Source organism: Streptomyces sp. NPDC001568 (assembly GCF_042893755.1).
Taxonomy (GTDB): Bacteria; Actinomycetota; Actinomycetes; order Streptomycetales; family Streptomycetaceae; genus Streptomyces.
On the sequence record NZ_JBIAVF010000006.1, the window covers coordinates 379,061 to 404,903 of the forward strand.

The 25,843-nt window shown below is 72.3% G+C and carries 24 protein-coding genes; 14 read left to right on the plus strand and 10 right to left on the minus strand.

Annotated features, from left to right (window positions below):
- Positions 1-34: 34 nt before the first annotated feature.
- Complete coding sequence (locus tag ACFY0I_RS14105; protein ID WP_388894286.1) at positions 35-934, minus strand: arginase family protein; 900 nt, start codon at positions 932-934, stop codon at positions 35-37.
- Complete coding sequence (locus tag ACFY0I_RS14110; RefSeq protein ID WP_388894289.1) at positions 931-1,533, minus strand: GNAT family N-acetyltransferase; 603 nt, start codon at positions 1,531-1,533, stop codon at positions 931-933. The genes ACFY0I_RS14105 and ACFY0I_RS14110 overlap by 4 nt, the downstream gene beginning before the upstream one ends.
- A gap of 34 nt (positions 1,534-1,567) precedes the next feature.
- Between ACFY0I_RS14110 and ACFY0I_RS14115 the strand changes: the two genes are divergently transcribed.
- Positions 1,568-2,287: a hypothetical protein gene (locus ACFY0I_RS14115; protein ID WP_388894292.1), complete on the plus strand. Its 720-nt coding sequence runs from the start codon at positions 1,568-1,570 to the stop codon at positions 2,285-2,287.
- Positions 2,288-2,432: 145 nt separating this feature from the next.
- On the opposite strand, the gene ACFY0I_RS14120 is transcribed toward ACFY0I_RS14115, so the two are convergent.
- The 5 genes from ACFY0I_RS14120 to ACFY0I_RS14140 all read right to left on the minus strand — a co-directional run bounded on the left by ACFY0I_RS14120 (position 2,433) and on the right by ACFY0I_RS14140 (position 7,581).
- Positions 2,433-2,675 (minus strand): DUF1049 domain-containing protein, encoded by a 243-nt coding sequence (locus ACFY0I_RS14120; protein WP_388894295.1) that lies wholly within the window; start codon positions 2,673-2,675, stop codon positions 2,433-2,435.
- Positions 2,676-2,708: 33 nt separating this feature from the next.
- Entirely contained in the window at positions 2,709-4,724 is a 2,016-nt protein-coding gene (locus ACFY0I_RS14125) for a prolyl oligopeptidase family serine peptidase (protein ID WP_388894298.1), read from the minus strand.
- 13 nt (positions 4,725-4,737) lie between these two features.
- Positions 4,738-6,081 carry a M20/M25/M40 family metallo-hydrolase gene (locus ACFY0I_RS14130; RefSeq protein WP_388894454.1) on the minus strand — a complete coding sequence of 448 codons (1,344 nt, stop codon included), beginning with the start codon at positions 6,079-6,081 and terminating at the stop codon, positions 4,738-4,740.
- Position 6,082: 1 nt separating this feature from the next.
- The gene (locus ACFY0I_RS14135; protein WP_388894301.1) at positions 6,083-6,916 is read right to left on the minus strand and encodes a M55 family metallopeptidase; all 834 of its coding nucleotides are present in this window, start codon (positions 6,914-6,916) and stop codon (positions 6,083-6,085) included.
- Between the two features lie 221 nt (positions 6,917-7,137).
- Positions 7,138-7,581, minus strand: coding sequence for an SRPBCC family protein (locus ACFY0I_RS14140; RefSeq protein WP_388894304.1), 444 nt, complete (start codon positions 7,579-7,581; stop codon positions 7,138-7,140).
- Between the two features lie 173 nt (positions 7,582-7,754).
- Here ACFY0I_RS14140 and ACFY0I_RS14145 point away from each other — a divergent pair, with 173 nt between their 5' ends.
- Complete coding sequence (locus ACFY0I_RS14145; RefSeq protein ID WP_388894305.1) at positions 7,755-8,870, plus strand: Rv2578c family radical SAM protein; 1,116 nt, start codon at positions 7,755-7,757, stop codon at positions 8,868-8,870.
- A 112-nt stretch (positions 8,871-8,982) separates the two neighbouring features.
- Positions 8,983-10,587, plus strand: coding sequence for an alpha/beta hydrolase (locus ACFY0I_RS14150; RefSeq protein ID WP_388894308.1), 1,605 nt, complete (start codon positions 8,983-8,985; stop codon positions 10,585-10,587).
- A 57-nt stretch (positions 10,588-10,644) separates the two neighbouring features.
- Here ACFY0I_RS14150 and ACFY0I_RS14155 read toward each other — a convergent pair whose 3' ends face one another.
- Positions 10,645-11,202 carry a HEAT repeat domain-containing protein gene (locus ACFY0I_RS14155; RefSeq protein WP_388894310.1) on the minus strand — a complete coding sequence of 186 codons (558 nt, stop codon included), beginning with the start codon at positions 11,200-11,202 and terminating at the stop codon, positions 10,645-10,647.
- Between the two features lie 458 nt (positions 11,203-11,660).
- Between ACFY0I_RS14155 and ACFY0I_RS14160 the strand changes: the two genes are divergently transcribed.
- From ACFY0I_RS14160 to ACFY0I_RS14210, 11 genes are all read left to right on the plus strand, one after another.
- Positions 11,661-13,463, plus strand: a complete 1,803-nt coding sequence (locus ACFY0I_RS14160) for a 3-hydroxyacyl-CoA dehydrogenase family protein (protein WP_388894313.1) — start codon at positions 11,661-11,663, stop codon at positions 13,461-13,463.
- 163 nt (positions 13,464-13,626) lie between these two features.
- On the plus strand, positions 13,627-14,442 hold the full coding sequence (locus ACFY0I_RS14165) for a TetR family transcriptional regulator (protein WP_388894316.1): 816 nt from the start codon (positions 13,627-13,629) through the stop codon (positions 14,440-14,442).
- A 417-nt stretch (positions 14,443-14,859) separates the two neighbouring features.
- Entirely contained in the window at positions 14,860-16,197 is a 1,338-nt protein-coding gene (gene ccrA / locus ACFY0I_RS14170; RefSeq protein WP_388894319.1) for a crotonyl-CoA carboxylase/reductase, read from the plus strand.
- 22 nt (positions 16,198-16,219) lie between these two features.
- Entirely contained in the window at positions 16,220-18,280 is a 2,061-nt protein-coding gene (locus tag ACFY0I_RS14175) for a protein meaA (RefSeq protein ID WP_388894322.1), read from the plus strand.
- Entirely contained in the window at positions 18,277-19,251 is a 975-nt protein-coding gene (locus ACFY0I_RS14180; RefSeq protein WP_388894324.1) for an HpcH/HpaI aldolase/citrate lyase family protein, read from the plus strand. Before ACFY0I_RS14175 ends, ACFY0I_RS14180 begins: the two co-directional genes overlap by 4 nt.
- 5 nt (positions 19,252-19,256) lie before the next feature.
- Complete coding sequence (locus tag ACFY0I_RS14185) at positions 19,257-19,769, plus strand: MaoC family dehydratase (protein ID WP_112450492.1); 513 nt, start codon at positions 19,257-19,259, stop codon at positions 19,767-19,769.
- Between the two features lie 2 nt (positions 19,770-19,771).
- A complete protein-coding gene (locus tag ACFY0I_RS14190) occupies positions 19,772-20,977 on the plus strand; it encodes an acyl-CoA dehydrogenase family protein (RefSeq protein WP_362882220.1) in 1,206 nt (401 codons plus the stop codon).
- Positions 20,978-21,163: 186 nt separating this feature from the next.
- Positions 21,164-21,820: a phosphatidylserine decarboxylase gene (locus ACFY0I_RS14195; protein ID WP_356881049.1), complete on the plus strand. Its 657-nt coding sequence runs from the start codon at positions 21,164-21,166 to the stop codon at positions 21,818-21,820.
- 73 nt (positions 21,821-21,893) lie between these two features.
- Positions 21,894-22,676: a CDP-diacylglycerol--serine O-phosphatidyltransferase gene (gene pssA, locus ACFY0I_RS14200; RefSeq protein ID WP_384001646.1), complete on the plus strand. Its 783-nt coding sequence runs from the start codon at positions 21,894-21,896 to the stop codon at positions 22,674-22,676.
- Positions 22,677-22,842: 166 nt separating this feature from the next.
- Positions 22,843-24,327 carry an AlkA N-terminal domain-containing protein gene (locus ACFY0I_RS14205; RefSeq protein ID WP_388894329.1) on the plus strand — a complete coding sequence of 495 codons (1,485 nt, stop codon included), beginning with the start codon at positions 22,843-22,845 and terminating at the stop codon, positions 24,325-24,327.
- Between the two features lie 12 nt (positions 24,328-24,339).
- A complete protein-coding gene (locus ACFY0I_RS14210; RefSeq protein ID WP_388894332.1) occupies positions 24,340-24,831 on the plus strand; it encodes a methylated-DNA--[protein]-cysteine S-methyltransferase in 492 nt (163 codons plus the stop codon).
- A 1-nt stretch (position 24,832) separates the two neighbouring features.
- Here the strand turns inward: ACFY0I_RS14210 and ACFY0I_RS14215 are convergent, their stop codons facing one another.
- Positions 24,833-25,261 (minus strand): hypothetical protein, encoded by a 429-nt coding sequence (locus ACFY0I_RS14215; protein WP_281206374.1) that lies wholly within the window; start codon positions 25,259-25,261, stop codon positions 24,833-24,835.
- A 60-nt stretch (positions 25,262-25,321) separates the two neighbouring features.
- Positions 25,322-25,819 carry an NUDIX domain-containing protein gene (locus tag ACFY0I_RS14220; RefSeq protein ID WP_388894335.1) on the minus strand — a complete coding sequence of 166 codons (498 nt, stop codon included), beginning with the start codon at positions 25,817-25,819 and terminating at the stop codon, positions 25,322-25,324.
- Positions 25,820-25,843 lie beyond the last annotated feature (24 nt).

Below are 25,843 nucleotides of genomic sequence, written 5' to 3' on the forward strand. Positions count from 1 at the left end.
GCACAGGGGTTCCGCGGATCACCACCGGTCAGGATTACGCAAAGGCGTCCGCGACCAGATCGGCGAGCAGTGCTCCCGCACGCCCGTCCGGATCCAGGTCCGGGTCGTAGACGGTGACGTTGAGGCCGACGCAGCGCGGCGAGCGGGCCAGTACGTCGAGCAGTCCGGCGAGTTCGTCGGGCAGCAGCCCGCCCGGGTCCGGGCTGTCCACGGCGGGCATGACGGACGGGTCCAACACGTCGGCGTCGAGGTGGATCCAGAAGCCGTCCGTGCGCGGCGGGTGCAGTCCCTCCAGCGCGGCCCGGGCCACGGCGGCGGCGCCCCGCTCGCGGATGTCCCCGACGGTGGCGGCGGTGATCCCGGCGGCGCGCAGCTCGGGGAGGTCGGGGTCGCCGTCACGGAGCCCGAACAGGCGTACGTCCTCGTCGCGCAGGTAGGGGCCGAGGCCTTCCAGGCCGGTCAGGTCGGCCTGGCCGCGGCCGGTGGCCAGGGCGAGTTCCTCGCCGGCGGCGGCGCCGACGGGCCCGTTGACGGCCTCGTTGCCGGGGTGGCGGAAGTCGGCGGACCCGTCGATCGCGGCGAGTCCGTAGTGGCCGATGCGGCGCATGGCGAGCGCGGCGCCGAGTTGGATGGAGCAGTCGCCGCCGAGGACCACGGGGAACTCGCCGGCCCGCAGGTGCTTCTCGACGCGGTCGGCGAGCACGGTGGAGTATCGCGCGAGCGCGGTCGCGTGGAAGACGCCGTCGCCCTCCCGCCAGTCGCCCCGGTCGTAGCGCGGCGGGACGACGACCCCGCCCTCTCGGGCGCCGAGCCGGTGCAGCAGCCCTTGCTCCCGCAGGGCGCCGGCCAGTTTGTAGACGCCGGGTACGGTGCCGGGGGCGGGCGGCCGCAGGCCGAGGTTGGAGGGGGCGTCGAGGAGGACGAGGCTTCTCATGAGCCCATCCTGGGCGACGAGGGCTCCGCCGTCCCGGTGTTCGACCGACGGGGTTCTCCGGCGGTGACGGCCCAGCGTTCGTGGTCGCGCCAGGCACCGTCGACGCGCAGGAAGTCCGGGGAGAACCCTTCCAGGCGGAAGCCGCGGCCCCTGACCAGGGCGATGGAGGCGGTGTTGGCCGGCTGGATGTTGGCCTCCAGGCGGTGCAGGTCGAGGCCGCCCCGGTCCGCCGGCGCGAAGGCGTGGTCGACGACGAGGCCGAGGGCCTCGCCCATGAGCCCGCGTCCGGCGGCGTGCGCGAAGGCCCCGTAGCCGAGGGCGCCGCACCGGAAGGCGCCGAGCACGATGTTGTTGACGTTGACGAAGCCGGCGATGGCCCCGGTGGCGAGTTCGCAGACCAGGAACCCGGCGCGGCCCTCGTCGCCCGCGAGACGGGCCGCGTAGGGCTCGTACTCGGCCACCGTGACGGGTGGGAACAGCCAGGGGTGGTGCAGGTGCCGGCTCTCGTGCGCGCGGGCGGTGAACTCGGGTCCGTCGGACTGCCGGAAGGGGCGCAGGCCGACCGCCGGGCCCGTGACGACGTAGTGCGAATATTCCATCGCCCCAGGCTAGGGGCCGTGACAACATCCCCCGGTGATCATCGCTGAGGACCTTTCCGCCCTGCTGCTCGCCGCGGCCCGCAACAACGCCGACTGGTGCGACGCCGTGAGCCGCGCCCACGGGGTGCCGACCACCTTCACCCCGGCCGCCTGGAGCGGCGCCGTACGCACCCCCGCGCTGTATCCGGACGCGGTGTCCCTGACCCCGGTGGCCACGCCGGCCGAGGTGCTGGCCGGCGTCGACACGGCTTCGCCGGGATGCAGCGTGAAGGACGGCTTCGCCGCGCTGGACCTGGCCCCGGCGGGCTTCGAGGTGCTGTTCGAGGCGTGGTGGATCCACCGCCCGGCGGGGCCCGCGCCGTCCCGTCCGAGCGCCGGCCCGCGGTGGTCGCGGGTCTGCGGCCCCGGGGAGTTGGCCGACTGGGCGGCGGCGTGGGGCGGCGGGGAGCCGTCGGGGCCGTTCCGCCCGGAGCTGCTCCGCCCGGACGTCGCCTTCCTGGCGGGCCGCGCCGGCGGCCGCATCGTGGCGGGAGCCGTGCTCAACGTCGGGGGCGGGGTGGTCGGGGTGTCCAACCTGTTCGCCCCGGACCCGGCCGGCACGGACTCCGCGTGGGCGGCAGCCCTCGACGCCGCCGCCGAGCTGTGGCCGGGGCTGCCGGTCGTGGGCTACGAGCACGGGGAGGACCTCGACGCGGCCGTCCGCGCCGGCTTCGCCCCGATCGGCCCGCTCCGCGTCTGGCTGCACACGGCCTGAGCCGTCGACGAGGAGCCCCCCGCCCGAGCCGACGCCGGCGCGACCCTGCCGGTCGGCGCGACCCTGCCGGTCGGCGCGGGCGAACGGTCGGCGCGGGCGAACGGTCGGGCGCCGCGTCCGGGCCGGCCCGGCGTCGCCGCCCGCGCTACCTCGGGCGACGGCGCCGGGCCAGGTAGGCCCCGCAGAGCCCGCCGAGCACCGCCGTGCTGAGCAGCGCCACCCACAGCGGCATCGTGACGATCGGGACCAGCAGCCGGATCTCCGTCGACCGGGTGTTCTCGAAGATGAAGACGAGGGTGAGGACCGCGAGGACGAGGAAGCCCACGCGGGCCGGGGTGAACGTGCCGCGGCCCGGGGAGGAGCCGCCCTTCGGGGCTTGGTGGGTCATGGGCCCATGATCCGCCCGCCGGGCGCCCGGCGGTCAGCTGTGCAGGGCCAGACGGGGGACGTCGTCCCGGTCGATCCCGAAGACCTGCGCGTACAGGGACAGTTCCGCCTCCAGGGCCGTGATCATCGTCTCCGCGCGCCGGAAGCCGTGGCCCTCGCCCTCGAAGGTGAGGTACGCGTGCGGTACCGCGCGGCCCCGCAGCGCGGTCAGCAGCCGCTCGGCCTGGGCGGGCGGGCAGACCGGGTCGTCCAGTCCCTGGAGCAGCAGGAAGGGGGCGGTGATCCGGTCGGCGCGGGCCACCGGGGACCGCTCGCGGCTGCGCAGGGCCAGGGTCTGCGGCGGTCCGGCCAGCCCGTCGGTGTAGTGGGATTCGAGGTCGTGGGTCTCGGCGGCGAAGGCCCGCAGATCCAGTACCGGGTAGATGATCGCGGCGCAGGCGTAGAGGTCCGTGGCGGCCAGCGAGGCGGCCGCCGTCCAGCCGCCGGCGCTGCCGCCGCGGACGGCGAGCCGGGCGGGGTCGGCGGTGCCCTCGGCGGCCAGGGCGCGGGCGACGGCCGCGCAGTCCTCGACGTCGACGACCCCCCACTGTTCGCGCAGCCGCTCCCGGTAGGCGCGGCCGTATCCGGTGGAGCCGCCGTAGTTCACCTCGACGACGCCGATGCCGCGCGAGGTGAAATAGGCGATGTGCAGGTCCAGGGCGGGCGGCACGTGGTCGGTGGGGCCGCCGTGCGCCCACACCACGTACGGGGGCCGTTCGGCGGCCGGGGCCCGTACGGCGGGGTGGTGCGGCGGGTAGACGTGCGCGTGGATCTCCCGGCCGCCCGGGCCCGGAAAGGTCCTGGTCTGCGGTTCCGGGTAGTGGGCGGGGTCCACGGGGTCGGTGGCGTGGGCGCCGACGACGCGGGCGTGGCCCGTCGCGGTGTCCAGTTCGACGACCTCGTAGGCGCTGCGCGGGCTCGCGGCGACCCCGTAGACGCGGGTGCCGCTGACGGCCAGGGTGGGCTGCCAGGCGGTCCAGGGGCCGGCGACGTCGACGAGGTCGCCGCTGTCGGGGTCGAGCACGCCGAGCACCGCGGAGCCGCGGCCGTGCAAGGCCGCGAGCAGGCCGCCGCCGGAGCCCTCGGCGCGGGAGCCGGACAGCGGGGCCAGCCAGGTCAGGCCCGGCTTCCACAGGGCGCCGCCGAACTCCTCCTCGCGGGGGCACAGGTTGACCGCCCCGCCGCCCCCGGTGTCCACCCGGTACGGGTTCCACCAGCCGCTGCGGTCGCTGACCGCGAGCAGGCTCCCGTCGGCGGCCCACGCCACCTGGGCCACCGCCTCGTCCGGGCCGCCGAGGACCGTCCGGGGCGCGCCCAGCGTGCCCTGCGGGGTCACGTCGGCGAGTTGCAGTTCGGTGCCGTCCCAGGGCATCCGGGGGTGGTCCCACACCAGCCAGGCGACCCGTCGCCCGTCGGGGGACAACCGGGGCCCGGTCCGGAAGCGGTGCCGGTCGTCGGTGAGTTCCCGTACGGCGCCGCGGTCCGCGGCGGCCGAGCCGTCGAGCGGTACGGCGGCGGTCACCCGGCGCACGTCGCCCGGCCCGGGGCCGGTGAACTCCTCCAGCACGCACCACACCTCGGCCCCGCGCAGCACCGGGTCGGCCCAGCGCAGGCCGCCCCCGACCGCGGAGAGCGGGGTCAGGGGGCGCGGGCCGGGGCTACCGGGTGCGTCGGGTTCGTACGCGTACATCCGCTGGTCGGCGTGGTGGACGAACACCACGAGCGGCCCGCCGGTCGGCCGTTCGGCGCCCGCCCAGGGCAGGCCGCCGTACTCGGTGAACCGGCTGCGCACGTTCCACGGCGCGGGGAGCACGGACCGGGCGGCCCGTCCGTCGGCGGGGCGGCGCACGAGGGTGCGCCGGCCGCCCTCGCGCGGGCGGGGCTCGGTCCACCACACCTCGGCGCCGACGGTGCCCAGGTACTCGGGGCGACCGTCGTGGGAGGCGGCGAGCGCGGCGTCGATCGGGGAGGGCCAGCTGCCGTAGGGCAGGACCGGGCCGGGGGCCGCCATCACAGGACTCCCTTCACAGCGCGCGCAGGGCGCGGTCGAGGACGCGGACGCCGAAGTGGAGGGCGTCGACGGGGACCCGTTCGTCCACGCCGTGGAAGAGGGACCAGTAGTCGAAGCCGGGGGGCAGTTTGAGCGGGGAGTAGCCGTAGCCGGTGATGCCGAGCCGGGAGAACTGTTTGGCGTCGGTGCCGCCGGCCATGCAGAAGGGCACGACGTGTCCGTCGGGGTCGAAGTGCTCGACGGACTCGCGCAGTACGGCGAAGGTGGGCCCGTCGACCGGTGCTTCGAGGGCGACCTCGCGGTGGTGGAACTCCCAGTGCACGTCGGGGCCGGTGAGTTCCTGGAGGGTGGCCATGAACTCGGCCTCCCCGCCGGGGAGGATGCGTCCGTCGACGTAGGCGGTGGCGTGCCCGGGGATGACGTTCAGCTTGTACCCGGCGCTGAGCATCGTCGGGTTGGCGCTGTTGCGGACGGTGGCGTCGACGAGGGCGCCGACCGGGCCGAGCCTGGGAAGCAGCGCGTCGACGTCGAAGCCGGGAGCCCGGGGGTCGACGGACAGGCCTTGCAGGGCGGCGAGTTCGGTGATGCAGGCGGTGACGGTGGCGGTCAGGCGGACCGGCCATTCGTGCGCGCCGATCCGTGCGACGGCGGCGGCGAGCCGGGTGACGGCGTTGGCCCGGTTGGGCTTCGAGCCGTGGCCGGTGGTGCCGTGCGCGGTCAACTTGAGCCAGGCGGTGCCGCGTTCACCGGCCGCGATCGGGTAGAGGGCGCGGCCGGTGCCGGCGTGCACGGTGAAGGCGCCGGACTCGCTGAGGCCCTCCGTACAGCCTTCGAAGAGGTGCGGGTGGTGGTCGGCGAGGAATCCGGACCCGTCGACGGCGCTGTCCTCCTCGTCGGCGGTGTAGGCGATCACGATGTCCCGGCGCGGCCGTACGCCCCGGCGCGCCCAGGCCCGTACGAGGGCCAGCAGCATCGCGTCCATGTTCTTCATGTCCACGGCGCCCCGGCCCCAGACCACCCCGTCGCGGACCTCGCCGGAGAAGGGGTGCACGCTCCAGTCGGCGGCCTCGGCGGGGACCACGTCGAGGTGGCCGTGGACGAGGAGGGCCTCGGCGGTGGGGTCGGTGCCCGCGAGGCGGGCCACCACGTTGGTGCGGCCCGGGGTGCGTTCCAGCAGGAGGGGCTCCAGCCCGGCGCCGTCCAGCCGTTCGGCGACGTATTCGGCGGCGGGCCGCTCGCGGCAGTCACCGCCGCCCCGGTTGCTCGTGTCGATCCGGATCAGCGCGGAGGTGAACTCGACCACCTCGTCGAACGCCGTTCCGTCCAGTGCCGCGTCGCCCTCGGCCGCCCGGTGCATGTCAGCCATACTGCTCCTCCACGGCAGCCGAGACGACGGTCGTGACCGCCTTGAAGGTGCGGATCCCCTCGTACATGGTCCCGCTGGTGTACGCGACCCTGCGCTCGCCGCGACGTTCGACGCCGGGGACGACGGCGGCGGCGAGCGACAGGTGTTCGGCGTCGAACTCCACCTCGACGGTGAAGGGGCCGCCGCGTGCCGGTTCGTACCGGACGGCCAGCCGTGCGGCCTCGGTGGCGGCGGCCCGGATGTCGGCGGCGGTGCGGGCGGGGGTGCGGCACACGGCCGCGTAGCGCGACACGTGGTCCTTGACGGCGACGGTGATCGCGTCCGGGGCGTAGCCGGCCGCGTCGACGCAGGTCAGGTCGTCGCCGGTGACGAGGATGACGGGGACTCCGTACTCGGCGACGACGTGGGCGTTGAGCATGCCCTCGCTGGCCGGCAGCCCGTTCAGCCAGACCCCGGTGATGGAGTTGGCGAGGTAGGTGTGGGCGAGGACGCCCTCGGCGCCGGCGCCGGTGTGATAGCCGACGAAGGCGATGCCGTCGACGTCGCCGTGCTGGACGCCCTCGACCATGGAGAGGTTCTTGTGGCGGCCGGTCAGCAGTTCGGCGCGGGCGTCGAGCTTTTCCAGCAGCAGGTTGCGCATCGTCGAGTGGGCCTCGTTGATGAGGACCTGGTCGGCGCCGCCGTCGTAGAAGCCGAGTACGGCGGCGTTCACGTCGGAGGTGAGCAGGCTGCGGCAGCGTTCCCACTGGGACGCGCCGGGTAGGACGTCCTCGGGCCAGGTGACGCCCGTGGCGCCTTCCATGTCGGCGGAGATGAGGATCTTCATCGGGCCCCCGGTGGGTCGGGTCGCGGGAGGCCCACCCTAGGCCCTGGGCGGGCCATCCGCGGGGAGCGGCCCGCGCCGGTGGCGCGGCGCACCGCGGGGGCCGGCCTCGGGAGCGCCGACGGCGCCGGCGGCCCGGGACCGGGACGGGGTTCCGGCGGCCCGGGACCGCCGGAATTCCACCCGAACCGGTGAGCCCCGGGGCGGCGGGCGAACCGCCCCGCTCAGTTCTCCACTTCTCGGGCCAGGTTGTCGAGGAAGGTGTCGTGGATGCGGGCGAGGCCCTTGGGCGCGAAGGTGCGCTCGAAGAAGCCGCCGATGCCGCCGGCGCCGTTCCAGACGGTGCCGACCACGACCTTGGACTTGCCCTCGCCGGCCGGGGTCACGGTCCAGGTGGTGACCATGGAGGAGTTGCGGTCCTTCTCCACGAGCTGGCCGTTCGTGGGCTCGGTGACCTCGAGCAGGCAGTCGCGCACGCGCTTGCTGGTGGCCTGGAGCTTCCAGTGGACCAGGGTGCCCTCGCCGTCGCCGCCCTCGCGGACCTCGTACTCGCTGTAGTGCTCGGGGAGCAGCTTGCCGCGGGAGCCGCTGTAGTCAGCCAGCGTGTCGAACACGGTCTCCGCGTCGGCCGCGATGATCCGCTCCGTGGTGGCCTCGACCTGCGCCATACCTGTTCCTCCAGCAGTTGTGATCGCTCGTCACGGCGAAGCCAACCACCTCGGGCCCGGGCGCCCAAATCCGGTCCGCCCCGCCACCGGCCCCCGCGGGCCGCAGGTGCCGGTCCGCACGATCATGGGAACATTTGTTCTATTGTCGGGCCGAGCCACCGAGGGAGGCGCCGATGCGCTGGGACAGCCTGACCGACAACGCGAACACCGCCGACGGCCCCGACGGCGCGGCCGACGCCGGCGGAACCGCCGACGGCGCCGGGGCCGCGCGCGCCACCGGCCCCGCCGCGCTCTTCGGAGCCGGCGCCGTCGTGACCCGCACCATCGACACCCCCGAGTTCCGGGGGATCACCTTCCACGAGGTCCGGGCCCGGTCCCTGGTGAACCGGGTCCCGGGGGCCTCGCGCATGCCGTTCGAGTGGACGGTCAACCCGTACCGCGGTTGCAGCCACGCCTGCGTGTACTGCTTCGCGCGCCGGACGCACGCCTACCTCGACCTCGACACGGGCCTCGGATTCGACTCGCAGATCGTCGTCAAGACCAACGCCCCGGAGCTGCTGCGCCGCGAACTCGCGGCTCCCCGGTGGACCGGCGCGCACATCGCGATGGGCACCAATGTGGACTGCTACCAGCGGGCGGAGGGCCGCTACCGGCTGATGCCGGGCATCATCGAGGCGCTGCGGGAGCGTGCCAACCCGTTCTCCATCCTCACCAAGGGCACGCTGATCCTGCGCGACCTCCCCCTCCTGCGCGAGGCGGCCGAGGTCACCGACGTGGGCATCTCCGTGTCCGTCGGCTTCACCGACACCTCCCTGTGGCGGACCGTGGAGCCCGGTACGCCCTCCCCCGCCGCCCGACTGAACGCCGTACGGACCCTGACCGACGCGGGCATCGAGTGCGGGGTGCTGATGGCCCCGGTGATCCCCTTCCTCGGTGACGCTCCCGAGCAATTGCGGGACACCGTCCGGGCCGTCGCGGAGTCCGGGGCCACCTCCGTGACACCCCTGGTACTCCATCTGCGGCCCGGGGCGCGCGAGTGGTTCACGGCCTGGCTGGGCGAGCACCACCCCCACCTGGTCGAACGGTACGAACGGATGTACGCGGGCGGTTCCTACGCGCCGACCTGGTACCAGCGGCAGATCACCCGTCAAGTCCACCGACTGGCGGCCGAATTCGGCATCGGTCCGGGCGGGCGCGGGGCATCCCGCCGGACCGGGGCGGTCCGGCCCCCGGCGCCGGGGGCGGCCGGGACGACGGCGGCCGGACCGACGCAGCTGACCCTGCTGTGACCCGCGGCGTTCCTTGAAGGGTCATCACATCGGGCCAACGCGCGGCCCAATCCCGCCTTCCGGGCCCGATTTCCGGGACGATTCCGCCCAGAACACTCGGCTGGGAGGCCCCATGCTCCACCCCACGAAGAAGCGCGCCGCCGCGAAGAGGCGCGCCGCCGTCCTGCTGTCGATCTCCGCCGTCGCCGCCGCGCTGACGAGCCCCGTCACGGCAGCTCCCGCGGACGCGGACCCCGCGGCCCCGGCCGCCGCCGCGCCCGGGCAGGCGGCGCTGCGCTGGACCGGCTGCGCGACACCGCGCCACCCGACGCTCCAGTGCGCCTCCCTCCCCGTCCCCCTCGACCACGACCGGCCCGCCGGGCGGCAGATCTCCCTGGCCCTGACCCGGGTGCCGCACACGGCCGCCACCTCCCAGGGCCCGCTGCTGGTCAACCCGGGCGGCCCGGGCGGCAGCGGCCGAGCCCTGGCGGGGTTCATCGCCTCCGCCCTGCCCAAGGACGTGGCCGCCCAGTACGACGTGATCGGCTTCGACCCCCGGGGCGTCGGCAGGAGCGAGCCGACGCTGGACTGCGCCGCCGGGCACTTCAAACCCGTGCGCCCCGACTCGGTGCCGCTCGACCCGGAGACCGAGCGGGCCAACCTGGAGCGGGTGCGTGCCTTCGCCGCGTCCTGCGGGGCCAAGCACGCGGACGTGCTGCCGCACGTGGGCACCGTCTCCGCCGCCCGCGACCTGGAGGTGCTGCGCACGGCCCTCGGGGCTCAGCGCCTCAGCTACTTCGGGTACTCGTACGGGACCTACCTCGGCGCGGTGTACGCCCGCCTGCACCCGGACCGCGTGCACCGGCTCGTCCTGGACTCCGTGGTGGATCCGGCCGGGGTCTGGTATCAGGACAACCTCGCCCAGGACCTGGCGTTCGACGCCCGCCACAAGGCGTTCCTGGCCTGGGTGGCCACGTACGACGCCACGTACGGGCTGGGCACCGACCCGGCGCGGATCGAAAAGCTCTGGTACGGGATGCGGGAGTCGCTGCGCGGGACCCCGGCGGGCGGCAAGGTGGGCCCGGCCGAGCTGGAGGACACGTACATGCCGGGCGGCTACTACAACGGCTACTGGCCGAACCTGGCCGAGGCCTTCGCGGCGTACGTCCTGAAGCAGGACCCGAAGCCGCTGGTGGCGGCGTACGAGCGGTTCGGCGCGGTGGAGCCCTCGGCGGGCAACGGGTACAGCGTGTACACGGCGGTGCAGTGCCGGGACTCGGCCTGGCCGACCGACTGGAACGCGTGGCGCGCCGACATGTGGCGCACGCACGCCAAGGCGCCCTTCATGACCTGGAACAACGCCTGGTACAACGCACCCTGCGCGTTCTGGCCGGCGGAGTCCCTGCGGGCGCCGGACGTGACGAACTCCGAACTGCCGCCGGCGCTGCTGTTCCAGGCGACGGAGGACGCGGCCACGCCCTTCGGCGGCGCGGTGAGCATGCGGGACAAGCTGAAGGGTTCGGCGCTGGTGGTGGAGGAGGGCGGCGGCAACCACGGCATCGCGCTCAGCGGCAACAAGTGCCTGGACGAGAAGCTCGCCGCGTACCTGCGCACGGGAGCGGCGGCCGACGCCACCTGCCCGGCCCAGCCCGCCCCGACCCCGGCCGCCGCGACCAAGGCGCTCCCGCCCTCCTCGGGCGGCGCCGCCCTGCACGGCCTCCTGGGCTTCCGCCACTGATCCGGGCCGGGGCGGGGCGGGACGGGGGTCCGGGCCCGCCCCTTCGACAGGGACGACCTAAGCGCCCGGCAGGCGGCCCAGGGCGTCCGTCGCCGCGACCGCGAGGCGGGGGTGGGACTGGGCGCGGACCAGGACGTCCCGGGACCGGGTGTCGGCCAGCGCCCCCAGCCCCTCCACGCAGGCGAGCGCCACCCGCCAGTACGGGTCGTGCGGCGCGAGCAGCCGCGACAGGGTGGCGATCAGGGCGGGGGCCGACTCGGGGGCGCGCAGCGCGGCCAGCAGCCGTACGGGGTGCAGGGCGTAGGCGGTGCGCAGGGAGTTGGTGGCCAGGGCGGCGGCCGCGCGGGCGGTGCGGGGGTCGTCGAGGACGGCCAACGCCCGGGCGGCGGCCTCGCAGCGCGGCGGGTCCCGGTGGTTGAGGAGCAGCACCAGCGCCTCGAAGGCCCGCCGGTCCCCGGCCAGGCCGAGGCGGTACGCGGCCAGTTCGCGGGCCCACAGGGGCAGGCCGGCCGAGGTCAGGGAGTCCGCCAGGCCGTCGGGGTCCGCCGCGAGCAGCGCCTCGTACTCCGGGGATCCGGTCGACTCCGCCCGCAGGCGCTCCAGCACGTCGTTCACCCGCCCACCCTAGGGGCGCCGGGTCCCCGGAATCAGGCGTTCCGAACACCTCGTTGATCGATGATCGATGATCGGTACATTTGGGCGTTCCAGGTCACATCTCCGCACTCTGGCGCACCAGTTACCGGCGGGTTACAGTCACTGCCATACGTACGTGGACGGCCTGGTGACGCAGCCGCCCCGTACCAGTCGGTTCGACCGCACCACCACGGCAGGACCCCGGGACAGGGTCGTGCCGCTTCTCCGGCCCGCCGCGCCCCTCCCTCAGGGCGCTTCCCTCCGGGCCCGCCCCGCACGGTTCCTTCCGCACGGCTCCTCGCCGACGGCTTCCCTTCCTTACCGTGCGACTTCTTCTCCTGCTCCCGTACGGCCTCCTTTCCTCCGTGCGGCTTCCGCGCGCGCCGTGCACCGCGCGCCGCCACCCTCAGTCGTCACCCTCTTCCCACTGGAGTCCCGCGATGGACCGTCCGTCCACGTCCAGTCAGTCCACCCTCCGGACCGTCGCCGTCGTCGGCCTCGGCACCATGGGGACCGGCATCGCCGAGATCCTCGCCCGGGCCGGCCGCGAGGTCATCGGCATCGACGTCAGCGAGGCCGCCGCCCGGCGCGCCACCGCCTCCCTCGCCTCCGCCACGGCCCGTTCCGTCACCCGGGAACTGATCACCGAGCAGGAGCGCGAGGGCGTCCTCGCCCGGTTCCGCACCTTCACCGACCTCGCCGCTGCCGCCGACGCCGACCTCGTCATCGAGGTAGTCCCGGAGGACTACGAGCTCAAGCACCGGCTGTTCTGCGAGCTCGACGCGATCGTGCGGCCCGACACGATCCTGGCCACCGGCACCAACGCCCTGTCGGTGACCCGGCTCGCCGCCGAGTCGCAGCGCCCCGAACGCGTCCTGGGCCTGCACTTCTTCAACCCGGCGCCCGCGATGAAGCTCGTCGAGATCGTGTCCTGCGTGCTCACGGCGCCGCCGGCCGTCGAGGCGGTCACCGAGCTGGCGCGCGAGCTGGGCAAGGAGCCCGTGCCGGTCGGCGACCGGCCCGGATTCGTCGCCGATGGCCTGCTGTTCGGCTACCTCAACCAGGCCGCCGCCATGTTCGAGGCCAAGTACGCCTCGCGCGAGGACATCGACGCGGCGATGCGACTCGGTTGCGGCCTCCCGATGGGGCCGCTGGCCCTGCTCGACCTGGTCGGCGTGGACACGGCCCGTACCGTCCTGGAGGCCATGTACGCCTCCTCCGGCGACCGGCTGCACGCCCCGGCCCCGATCCTCGGCCACCTCGCCGAGGCCGGCCTGACCGGGCAGAAGTCCGGGCGCGGCTTCTACACGTACGAGGCTCCGGGCAGTTCGGTGATCGTCCGCGACCTGCAGACCCCGCCGGACGGTTCGCTGCTCGGCGCGGGTCGCCCGGTCTCCTCGGTCGGCGTGGCCGGTTCGGGGACGATGGCGAGCGGTATTGCCCAGGTCTTCGCGCAGGCCGGCTACGACGTGGTGCTGGCGGCCCGCAGCCAGGAGAAGGCGGAGGCCGCCAAGGCCGCGATCGGGAAGTCCCTGGGCCGTGCGGTGTCCAAGGGCCGACTGACCGAGGAGGCCGCCGCCGCGACCCTGGGGCGGATCGCGCCGGCCGGTTCGCTGGAGGCGTTCGCCGAGGTGGACCTCGCCGTGGAGGCCGTCGCGGAGGACCTCGTGGTCAAGCAGGAGCTGTTCGCCGGGCTGGACAAGGTCTGCAAGCCGGGCGCGGTGCTGGCCACCACCACCTCCTCGCTCCCGGTGATCGCCGTGGCCCGCGCGACGTCGCGGCCCCAGGACGTGATCGGGATGCACTTCTTCAACCCGGCTCCCGCGATGAAGCTGGTCGAGGTCGTGCGGACCGTCCTGACGGCCGACGACGTGCACGCCACCGTCCGCGAGGTCTGCGGCAAGGTGCGCAAGCACCCGGTGGACTGCGGCGACCGGGCCGGCTTCATCGTGAACGCGCTGCTGTTCCCGTACCTGAACAACGCCATCAAGATGGTCGAGCAGCACTATGCGGGCATCGACGAGATCGACGCCGCGATGAAGCTGGGCGGCGGCTACCCGATGGGGCCCTTCGAGCTCCTCGACGTGGTCGGCCTGGACGTGTCGCTCGCCATCGAGAAGGTCCTCCACCAGGAGTTCCGCGATCCCGGTCTGGCCCCGTCCCCGCTGCTGGAGCACCTGGTGGCGGCGGGCTGCCTGGGGCGCAAGACCGGCCGCGGATTCCGTGAGTACGCCCGCCGGTAACCGGCCGGGCCCCGAGCAGGATGCGTGGGGAGGGTTGCTCGGGTCCGCCGGACCCTCACGGCGGACGAACCCTCCCGAGCCCAGTGCGGGCCCTCCCCCGCATCCGTCCCCCGTCCACCCCCCACAGGCGCGCTCCCCTGCGCGAATGAAGTACTTTCGCTCTATGTCCCAGCCCGCCAAGACCTCACCCCGCGCCTCCTCCGCCCCGGACGTCCCGGAGAGCGCGGCCGGCACCCGTGCGGCCGCCCAGCGGCTCAAGATGCGCCGGGAGCTCGCCACGGCGGCCATGGAGCTGTTCGCGACCAAGGGGTACGAGGCCACGACGGTCGACGAGATCGCCGCGACCGCCGGGGTGGCCCGCCGGACCTTCTTCCGGCACTTCCGGTCCAAGGAAGAGGCGATCTTCCCGGACCACGACGACACCCTGACCCGCGCCGAGGCCGTGCTGGACGTGGCACCGGCGCACGAGCACCCGCTGGACACGGTGTGCCGGGGCATCAAGGAAGTCATGAAGATGTACGCCGCCTCCCCCTCGGTGTCGGTGGAGCGCTACCGGCTGACCCGCGAGGTACCGGCGTTGCGCGAGCGGGAGATCGCCTCGGTGGCCCGCTACGAGCGGCTGTTCACCCGGTACCTGCTGGCGCACTTCGACGAGACCGACCACCACGACGGCAACGACGACCCGCTGCTGGCCGAGGTGGCCGCCTCCGCGGTGGTGACCGCCCACAACCACGTGCTGCGGCGCTGGTTGCGGGCCGGCGGGCAGGGTGACGTGGAGACGCAGCTGGACCACGCCTTCTCGATCGTCCGCAAGACCTTCGGTTCCGGGATCGGCGCGGGCCGCACGGCGGGCGCCACCGCGCCGCCGGCGCCGGCCGCGGTGCGCACCGAGGGCGAGGTGCTGGTCGCGGTGGCCCGTACGGACGCCCCGCTGGACGAGGTCATGCGGACCATCGAAGAGGCGCTCAGGAAGAAGTAGGCGAACGTCCCGGCCATCGGCCGGGTGGTTCCGGTCACAACGGCCGCTCCCGGTTTCGGGGGCGGCCGTCGTCGTATGTCCATCTTGCCCCTACTCGCGGGTAACTCTGATCGATCATCGCTCATCTGCGCAGGTCAATCGGCAAATGAGAGAAAGTTTTGGCACGCGGTGCCTTGTCGAGTGACACGGGGTGCCATACGTTGAATCTCGTCCGGATGTCCCCGCGGCCCACGCCCACTCGGCACGGAACGCGCCCCGGATGCCTGCGTCACCAGGCCCCCGCCCGCCCCACCACAGGCAGGCCCGCACCACCGCTCAGCCGGACCGACGGCACTCGCACCATCCACACCACACGCACCACGCGCACGCCGCGTATCCCTCAGCGCACCCTCATCAGCGCTCGCCGGAGGCAATACCGTGAAGGACATCCTGGACGCGATTCAGTCGCAGTCCGCCACCGCCGCAGACTTCGCGGCGCTGCCGCTGCCCGACTCGTACCGCGCGATCACCGTGCACAAGGACGAAGCGGAAATGTTCGCGGGGCTCACGACCCGCGAGAAGGACCCGCGCAAGTCCCTCCACCTCGACCAGGTCCCGCTGCCCGAGCTGGGCCCGGGCGAGGCCCTGGTGGCCGTCATGGCCTCGTCGGTCAACTACAACTCCGTGTGGACCTCGATCTTCGAGCCGGTCTCCACGTTCAGCTTCCTGGAGCGCTACGGCAAGCTCAGCGAGCTCAGCAAGCGCCACGACCTGCCGTACCACGTCATCGGCTCCGACCTCGCGGGCGTCGTGCTGCGCACCGGCCCCGGCGTCAACGCCTGGCGGCCCGGCGACGAGGTCGTCGCGCACTGCCTCTCGGTCGAGCTGGAGTCCTCCGACGGCCACAACGACACGATGCTCGACCCCGAGCAGCGCATCTGGGGCTTCGAGACCAACTTCGGCGGCCTGGCGGAGATCGCGCTGGTCAAGTCCAACCAGCTGATGCCCAAGCCCGACCACCTCAGCTGGGAGGAGGCCGCCTCCCCCGGCCTGGTCAACTCGACCGCCTACCGCCAGTTGGTCTCCCGCAACGGGGCCGGCATGAAGCAGGGCGACAACGTCCTGATCTGGGGCGCCAGCGGCGGCCTCGGCTCGTACGCCACCCAGTTCGCCCTCGCCGGCGGCGCCAACCCGATCTGCGTGGTCTCCAGCCCCGAGAAGGCCGACATCTGTCGGGCCATGGGCGCCAGCGCGGTCATCGACCGCAACGCCGAGGGCTACAAGTTCTGGAAGGACGAGCACACCCAGGACCCGAAGGAGTGGAAGCGCTTCGGCAAGCGCATCCGCGAGCTGACCGGTGGCGAGGACATCGACATCGTCTTCGAGCACCCCGGCCGCGAGACCTTCGGCGCCAGCGTCTACGTCACCCGCAAGGGCGGCACCATCACCACCTGCGCCTCCACCTCGGGCTACATGCACGAGTACGACAACCGCTACCTGTGGATGTCCCTCAAGCGCATCATCGGCTCGCACTTCGCGAACTACCGCGAGGCGTGGGAGGCCAACCGCCTCATCGCCAAGGGCAAGATCCACCCCACGCTGTCGAAGGTCTACTCCCTGGAGGAGACCGGCCAGGCCGCCTACGACGTCCACCGCAACCTCCACCAGGGCAAGGTCGGCGTCCTCGCGCTGGCCCCCGAGGAGGGCCTGGGCGTCCGCGACCACGAGCTGCGCGCCCAGCACATCGACGCCATCAACCGGTTCCGGAACATCTGAAGTCCGCAGAGGATCGCCTGAGATGACAGAGCGCCAGAAGGACAGGCCGTGGCTCATGCGGACGTACGCCGGCCACTCCACGGCCGAGGCGTCCAACGAGCTGTACCGCCGCAACCTCGCCAAGGGCCAGACCGGCCTGTCCGTCGCCTTCGACCTGCCGACGCAGACGGGCTACGACCCCGACCACATCCTCGCCCGCGGCGAGGTCGGTCGGGTCGGGGTCCCGGTCTCCCACCTGGGTGACATGCGCCGACTGTTCCAGGACATCCCCCTGGAGCAGATGAACACCTCGATGACGATCAACGCCACCGCCATGTGGCTCCTGGCGCTCTACCAGGTGGCCGCCGAGGAGCAGGGCGCGGACATCGCCCTGCTCCAGGGCACCACCCAGAACGACATCGTCAAGGAGTACCTCTCGCGCGGGACGCACGTCTTCCCGCCCGGGCCCTCGCTCCGCCTGACGACGGACATGATCGCGTACACGGTCAACCACATCCCGAAGTGGAACCCGATCAACATCTGCAGCTACCACCTGCAGGAGGCCGGGGCCACCCCGGTCCAGGAGATCTCGTACGCGATGTCCACCGCCATCGCCGTCCTGGACTCGGTGCGCGACTCGGGCCAGGTGCCCGAGGAGCGGTTCGGCGAGGTCGTCGCCCGGATCTCCTTCTTCGTGAACGCGGGCGTCCGCTTCATCGAGGAGATGTGCAAGATGCGCGCCTTCGGCCGCATCTGGGACAAGGTCACCCACGAGCGCTACGGCATCACCAACGAGAAGCAGCGGCGCTTCCGCTACGGCGTCCAGGTCAACTCCCTGGGCCTGACCGAGGCACAGCCCGAGAACAACGTCCAGCGCATCGTGCTCGAGATGCTGGCCGTCACCCTCTCCAAGGACGCCCGCGCCCGCGCGGTGCAATTGCCCGCCTGGAACGAGGCGCTGGGCCTGCCCCGACCGTGGGACCAGCAGTGGTCGCTGCGCATCCAGCAGGTCCTGGCGCACGAGAGCGACCTGCTGGAGTACGAGGACGTCTTCGCGGGCTCCCACGTCATCGAGGCGAAGGTCGAGTCCCTGGTCGAGGAGTGCCTCGCCGAGATCGACCGGATCCAGGAGATGGGCGGCGCGATGGCCGCCGTCGAGTCCGGCTACCTCAAGTCGCAGCTGGTCTCCTCGCACGCCGAGCGGCGCGCCCGGATCGAGGCCGGCGAGGACAAGATCGTCGGCGTCAACTGCTTCCAGCAGACCGAGGAGAACCCGCTCACCGCCGACCTGGACGGCGCCATCATGACGGTCGACCCGGCCACCGAGGCGCTGACCGTGGAGCGCATCCGTCGCTGGCGCGCCGAGCGGCAGGAGTCCTCCGACCGCCAGGGCAACGGCGATCCCTTCGTCTTCCCGACCACCCAGCAGGCCCTCGAACGCCTCAAGGAAGCCGCGGCGGGCACCGAGAACCTGATGGAGGCCACCCTGGAGTGCGCCCGCGCCGGCGTCACCACCGGCGAGTGGTCGAGCGCCCTGCGCGAGGTCTTCGGCGAGTTCCGCGCCCCGACGGGGGTCTCCTCGGCCCCGGTCGCGGTCACGGCCGAGGCGGGCACGCCGATGGCCCTCGTCCGCGAGAAGGTCTCCCGCACGGCCGACGAGCTCGGCTCCGGCCGACTGCGCCTGCTGGTCGGCAAGCCCGGTCTGGACGGGCACTCCAACGGCGCCGAGCAGATCGCCGTGCGGGCCCGCGACGCGGGCTTCGAGGTGGTCTACCAGGGCATCCGGCTGACGCCCGAGGAGATCTCCTCGGCGGCGCTGGCCGAGGACGTCCACTGCGTGGGACTGTCCATCCTGTCCGGTTCGCACAGCGCGCTCGTGCCCGACGTCCTGGAGCGCCTGCGCGCGGCGGGGGCGGGCGACATCCCCGTCATCGTCGGCGGCATCATTCCCCAGGCCGACGCGGTGTCGCTGAAGGCGGCCGGGGTGGCCGCCGTGTTCACTCCGAAGGACTTCGGCATCACGGAGATCATCGGCCGTATCGTCGACGAGATCCGCAAGGCCAACAAGCTCGACTCTCTCGAAAGCACGGAGGTCCCCGCATGACCACGCCCTCTTCCCCGGTGAACCGGCTGCGACCGCGCCGTTCCTGCCTCGCGGTGCCGGGTTCCAACCCGCGCTTCCTGGAGAAGGCCCAGGGCCTGCCCGCCGACCAGGTCTTCCTGGACCTGGAGGACGCCTGCGCCCCGCTCGCCAAGGAGGGCGCCCGCCACACCATCGTGGACGCGCTGAACAACGGCGACTGGACCGGCAAGACCCGGGTGGTGCGCGTCAACGACTGGACGACGCACTGGACGTACCGCGACGTCATCACGGTCGTCGAGGGCGCCGGCCAGAACCTCGACTGCATCATGCTGCCGAAGGTTCAGGACGCCCAGCAGATCGTGGCCCTCGACCTGCTGCTCACCCAGATCGAGAAGACCATGGGCTTCGAGGTCGGCAAGATCGGCATCGAGGCGCAGATCGAGAACGCCAAGGGCCTGGTGAACGTCGACGCCATCGCGGGCGCCTCGCCGCGACTGGAGACCATCATCTTCGGGCCGGCCGACTTCATGGCCTCGATCAACATGAAGTCCCTGGTCGTGGGCATGCAGCCGCCCGGCTACGGCGCGGACGCCTACCACTACATCCTGATGCGCATCCTGATGGCCGCCCGTACGCACGACCTCCAGGCGATCGACGGCCCCTTCCTCCAGATCAAGAACGTGGACGGCTACCGCGAGGTCGCCGGTCGCGCCGCGGCCCTCGGCTTCGACGGCAAGTGGGTGCTGCACCCCGGGCAGGTCGACGCGGCGAACGAGGTCTTCTCCCCCTCGCAGGAGGACTACGACCACGCCGAGCTGATCCTCGACGCGTACGACTGGTGCACGTCCGAGGCCGGCGGCAAGAAGGGTTCGGCGATGCTCGGCGACGAGATGATCGACGAGGCCAGCCGCAAGATGGCCCTGGTCATCGCCGGCAAGGGCCGCGCCGCCGGCATGCAGCGGACCAGCAAGTTCGAAACCCCGGAGGTCTGACCCCCATGCAGTTCGGACGCACGTACGAAGAGTTCGAGGTCGGGGCGGTCTACAAGCACTGGCCCGGGAAAACGGTCACCGAGTACGACGACCACCTGTTCTGTCTGCTGACCATGAACCACCACCCGCTCCACATGGACAGCAACTACGCCGAGAACACCACCGACTTCGGCAAGAACGTGGTCGTGGGCAACTACATCTACTCGCTGCTGCTGGGCATGTCCGTGCCGGACGTCTCCGGGAAGGCCATCGCCAACCTGGAGATCGAGTCCCTGCGGCACGTGGCGCCGACCTTCCACGGCGACACGCTCTACGGCGAGACCACGGTCCTCGACAAGACGCCGTCGAAGTCGAAGAACGACCGCGGCATCGTGTACGTGGAAACCAAGGGTTACAAGCAGGACGGCACCCTCGTCTGCGTCTTCCGGCGCAAGGTGATGGTCCCGACCGAGACGTACATCAAGGAGCGCGGCGGCGAGCAGCCCGGCCGGCCCACGCTGAAGGAACAGGGGAAGTAGCCATGGCCCGACTCGCCCAGACCGCCGGGCTGACCGACGTCCAGCGGGAGATCCTCAAGACCGTCCGGGAGTTCGTCGACAAGGAGATCATCCCGGTCGCGACCGAGCTGGAGCACCGTGACGAGTACCCGCAGCAGATCGTCGACGGCCTCAAGGAACTCGGCCTCTTCGGGCTGATGATCCCCGAGGAGTACGGCGGTCTGGGTGAGTCGTTGCTCACCTACGCGCTGTGCGTGGAGGAGATAGCGCGGGGTTGGATGTCCGTCTCGGGCATCATCAACACCCACTTCATCGTGGCGTACATGCTCAAGCAGCACGGCACGCAGGAGCAGAAGGACCACTTCCTCCCGCGGATGGCGCTCGGCGAGGTGCGCGGCGCGTTCTCGATGTCCGAGCCGGGCCTGGGCTCCGACGTGTCGGCGATCACGTCGAAGGCGGTGCGGGACGGCGACGAGTACGTCCTGAACGGCCAGAAGATGTGGCTCACGAACGGCGGCACGTCCACTCTGGTGGCCGTTCTGGTGCGAAGTGACGAAGGACACCCCGAGGGGACCGCGCCCCACAAGTCGATGACGACCTTCCTCGTGGAGAAGGAGCCCGGCTTCGGTGAGGTCCGGCCGGGCCTGACCATCCCGGGCAAGATCGACAAGATGGGCTACAAGGGCGTCGACACGACCGAGCTCATCATGGACGGACTGCGCATTCCGGCCAATCGCGTCCTCGGCGGGCAGACGGGCCGAGGGTTTTACCAAATGATGGACGGCGTCGAGGTCGGCCGCGTGAACGTGGCGGCCCGTGGTTGTGGCGTCGCACAACGTGCCTTCGAGCTGGGTGTCTCTTATGCCCAGCAACGTCACACTTTCGGCAAGGCCATCGCTGAGCACCAGGCCATCCAGTTCAAGCTGGCCGAGATGGCTACCAAGGTCGAAGCCGCCCATGCGATGATGGTCAATGCGGCACGCAAAAAGGACTCCGGGGAACGAAACGACCTCGAAGCAGGGATGGCGAAGTACCTCGCCTCCGAATACTGCAAGGAAGTCGTGGAAGACGCGTTCCGTATCCACGGTGGATACGGATTCTCGAAGGAGTACGAGATCGAGCGCCTCTACCGGGAGGCGCCGATGCTGCTGATCGGCGAAGGTACCGCCGAGATCCAGAAAATGATCATCGGGCGACGCCTGCTCGAGGAGTACCGGCTCCAGGGCTGAAAGTCCCATTTGCGGTGGATCGCCCAGCGATCCCTCACAACGGGATCACAGCCAGTGACTGGATGGCGGCCATCGACTCGGCTTCTGGCTTGCCCAGTTGTTGCGCGCAACCGATAGCATTCCAGTAAAGCCGCCGTCCCGTCCCCCCGTTTACGGCGCGGCAATCACCCGCTACGAAGGTCATCCATGCCCCACAGCCAAACCTCTGCACCTCGCGTCGGCCTCCTCGGTGGACGTATCGCTCGCGGAGCATCGCCGTGGCTTCTGCCGACCGTCGCCACCGCGGCGCTCAGCCTCACCCGGGCCCGCAAGTCCGGACGCTGGGCCGCGGCGGCCGTGCCCGCCACCGCGCTCGCGGCGGGCATGCTGTGGTTCTTCCGCGACCCCGAGCGTGAGATCACGCAGGGCCGCGTCATCTCGCCCGCCGACGGTGTGGTGCAGAGCATCATGCCGTGGAAGGACGGGCGGACCCGCGTCGCGATCTTCATGAGCCCGCTGAACGTCCACGTCAACCGTGCGCCCCTGGCCGGCACGGTGACGTCCGTGGAGCACGTCCCGGGCGGGTTCGTCCCGGCGTTCAACAAGGAGAGCGAGAACAACGAGCGCGTTGTCTGGCACTTCGACACCGAACTGGGCGACATCGAAATGGTGCAGATCGCAGGCGCCGTCGCCCGCCGCATCGTCCCGTACCTGCCGGCCGGCACCAAGGTGGAGCAGGGCGAACGCATCGGACTGATCCGCTTCGGCTCGCGCGTCGACATCTACCTCCCCGAGGGCGTCGAGGTCGCGGTCGAGGTCGGTCAGGCCACCACCGCGGGGGTGACCCGAATTGACCGTGACTGACCCCGAAACTCCCTCGACCCCGTCGGCGGGATGGGTGCCCGAGTCCGCCGAGGAGGAGTCCGCCGAGGACGACATGCCGCTCTCACTGCGGCTGTCGATAGCGGACACCCTCACCCTCGGCAACGCGACCTGCGGATTCATGGCGGTGTACTTCACCACCACCGGAATCCTCATCCCGCACCTCACCGGCAGCGGTGAGTCGGGCATGGCCCGGCACAGCGCCGCGACGGCAGTGATACTGATGCTGCTCGCCGCGGTCTTCGACCTCTTCGACGGCATCGTGGCCCGCAAGCTGCGCAGCTCGCCGATGGGTGCCGAGCTGGACAACCTGTCCGACCTGATCAGCTTCGGTCTGGCTCCCGCCTACTTCGTGCTCGTCTACGGCATGGTCGCCGACGACGCGCACCAGAAGATGTCGGCGCTGGCCGCGATCGTCGTCCTGCTCGCCGTGGTGCTCAGGCTCGCGAGATTCAGCTGCGTGACGTTGAAGGACGGCATGTTCCAGGGCATGCCGAGCCCCTTCGGCGCGCTCACGGTCGTCTCGATCGTGCTGCTGGAGCTGCCGTTCATCCCGACGCTGCTGGCGATCATCGGGGTGGCCTGGCTGATGGTGAGCCGGGTCGAGTACCCCAAGCCGCGGGGCGTCCTCGCGGCGGCGATGCTCAGTTGGATCGTCGGGGCCATGGGGCTGCTGGCGGCCTGGGCGTTCGACGCCCCGGGCGGTCAGATCCTGCTCCAGGCCGGATGTGCGCTCCAGATCGCTCTGGCGGCCACCATCCCGCTGTTCGCGACGACCCGGAGGGCCAACACCTTCCGGCACAACCGGCGCGAGGCGCGGGCGGCGCAGCTGCCGTAGCGCTGCCGCTCGTACGACATGACGAAGGCCCCGGGTGCCCCTTGGCTCCCGGGGCCTTCGCCGTCCCCGCCCTCCTGCGCGAGGCGCCCGCGCGCGTCCGTCCCGGCGTAGCCTTGATGTCGGAAAACCGCCAGCCCGGAGGGTCCGGGGTCGAGATCCTGGAGCCATGCACACCGATACCGATCGCTGCGTGAGAGCCGTGCAGTCGAAGGACGCCCGCTTCGACGGTTGGTTCTTCACGGCCGTCCGCACCACGGGGATCTACTGCCGTCCCAGCTGTCCGGCCGTACCGCCCAAGGTCGAGAACATGAGCTTCCTGCCCAGCGCCGCGGCCTGTCAGCAGGCCGGCTACCGGGCCTGCAAGCGGTGCCGGCCCGACACCAGTCCCGGCTCCCCCGAGTGGAACGCCCGCGCCGACTCCGTCGCCCGTGCCGTACGGCTGATCCAGGACGGGGTCGTCGACCGCGAGGGCGTGCCCGGTCTCGCCACCCGGCTCGGCTACTCGACCCGGCAGGTGGAGCGCCAGCTCCTCGCCGAGCTCGGGGCCGGTCCGCTGGCCCTGGCCCGGGCGCAGCGGGCGCAGACGGCCCGGTTGCTGATCGAGACCTCCGAGCTGCCGATGGGTGATGTCGCCTTCGCCGCCGGGTTCTCCTCGATCCGCACGTTCAACGACACCGTCCGCGAGGTCTTCGCGCTCTCCCCCAGCGACCTGCGGACCCGGGCGCTGCGGGCGGCCGGGCGGCCCGACGCGCAGCCGCGGATCCCGGGGACGATCAGCCTGCGCCTGCCGTACCGGGCCCCGCTGAACCCGGACAACCTCTTCGGGCACCTCGCGGCGACCGGTGTCCCCGGGGTCGAGGAGTGGCGCGACGGCGCCTACCGGCGGACGCTGAGGCTCCCGTACGGCACCGGCGTGGTGGCCCTGACGCCCGGGCCGGACCACATCGGCTGCCGGCTGGCCCTGACCGACCTGCGCGACCTGACCATCGCCATCAGCCGCTGCCGGTGGATGCTCGACCTGGACGCCGACCCGGAGGCCGTGGACGACCAGCTGCGCGCCGACCCGCTGCTGGCCCCTCTGGTGGACAAGGCTCCGGGGCGCCGTGTGCCGCGTACGGTCGACGCGGCGGAGTTCGCCGTTCGGGCGGTGCTCGGCCAGCAGGTGTCGACCGCCGCCGCGCGGACGCACGCGGCCCGACTGGTGACCGCGTACGGGGAGCCGGTCCAGGACCCCCAGGGCGGTCTCACGCACCTGTTCCCCTCCCCGCAGGCCCTGGCGGCCCTCGACCCCGAGACCCTGTCGATGCCGCGCAGCCGCCGTACGACGCTGACCACGCTGGTGACGGCGCTGGCCGACGGCTCGCTGCCGCTGGGCATCGACAGTGACTGGGAGGCGGCCCGCGCCGGGCTGAACGCCCTGCCGGGGTTCGGGCCGTGGACCACCGAGATCGTCGCGATGCGGGCGCTCGGCGACCCGGACGCGTTCCTGCCGTCCGACCTGGGGGTGCGGCGGGCGGCCCAGGGGCTGGGGCTGCCGTCGACCCCGGCCGCGCTGACGGCCCGGGCGGCGCTCTGGCGGCCCTGGCGGGCCTACGCCGTCCAGTACCTGTGGGCCACCGACGCCCACCCCATCAACCACCTGCCCGTCTGAGGAGCGCACCCCATGAGCAGCAAGCAGCACACCGTCGTGGACAGCCCGTACGGCCCGCTGACCCTGGTCGCCACCGATGGCGTCCTGAGCGGCCTGTACATGACCGGCCAGCGCCACCGGCCCGCCGAGGAGTCCTTCGGCGAGCGGGTCGCGGACGGCGAGGAGCCCTTCCCCGAGGTGCGCCGGCAGCTGGCCGCGTACTTCGCCGGCGAGCTGCGGGAGTTCACCGTCCCGGTCCGGCTGGAGGGCACCGCCTTCCAGCGCAGCGTCTGGGAGCAGCTGGTGCGGATCCCGTACGGGCAGACGTGGTCGTACGGGCAGCTCGCGACGGAACTGGGCAAGCCGAGCGCCTCGCGCGCGGTGGGCCTGGCCAACGGGAAGAACCCGGTCGGCATCATCGTGCCCTGTCACCGCGTGATCGGCGCCTCGGGCGGCATGACGGGTTACGGCGGTGGCATCGAGCGCAAGGTGCGGCTGCTGGAGTTCGAAGGGGCGGGGAAGTAGCTCAGATCACCGAGAGGGGGACGAGGAGGGCGAAGCCGGCGCCGGCTTCCACCGCGTAGGCGTAGAGGTCGGGGTGCTGGACGGGCGCGGCGAGGAGGACGACGCTCTGCTGGGCGGAGGCCGCGTCCACCCAGGCGGGGTCGGCGCCGAGCCGGCCCTGGTACCAGCCCTCGCAGGAGGCGGGTCCGGTGACGGCGAGGAGGTCGTCCTCGCGGCGGTAGAAGGCCTGCCAGCCCTCGGCGGGGGCGGACCAGCCCTCGAAGTCCTCGAAGGGCGACCAGCCGCCCTCGCGTATCGCGTTGTCGAACAGCCAGACGGGCGAGCCGTCTTCGGTGACCTCGTCACCGGCCTGCTGGTCGGTGGTGAAGTGGACCATGGGGAGGGCGTCGGGCCCGTCGGCCGTGCTCGGCCAGGCGTACATCGTGATCATCTGCTGATTCTGTCCTGCTCGTGTTCGCTGCGGGTACCCGCCTGCCCTGCGCATTTGCCGCTAGGGCCCGGGACGGCGGCCGTTCTCCAGTTCCACGGTGCCCTCGCCGGACTCCAGTACCCGGTGGGCCTCTTCGGTCCGTCGGCCGAGGGATCCGAGGAGGTACGTGGTGAGTTCGCCCGGTTCGACCAGCCGCCAGGACAGGAGTTCCTCCTCCTGGAGCCTGATCGAGGCGAGTTGCGCGGCGTCGAGGACGCCGCCGTCGTAGAGGTACGCGGCCAGCGGCGGGCGGCCGGTGCCCAGCGACCAGTCGACGGCGAGGAGCCGGCCGAGCGGGACGTCGATGCCGATCTCCTCGGCGCTCTCGCGCCGGGCCGCCGTCCGCGGGGACTCGCCCCGGTCGGATTCGATCGTGCCGCCGGGCAGGGCCCAGCCCTCACGGTAGTTGGGTTCCACGAGGAGGACCCGGCCCGCGGCGTCGCGGTACAGGGCGGCGGCGCCGGCCAGGACCCGGGGCAGGCTCGCGATGTAGGTGGCGTAGTCGTCGGTGGTGGTCACGGCGCCACCCTACCCAGCCGGCGC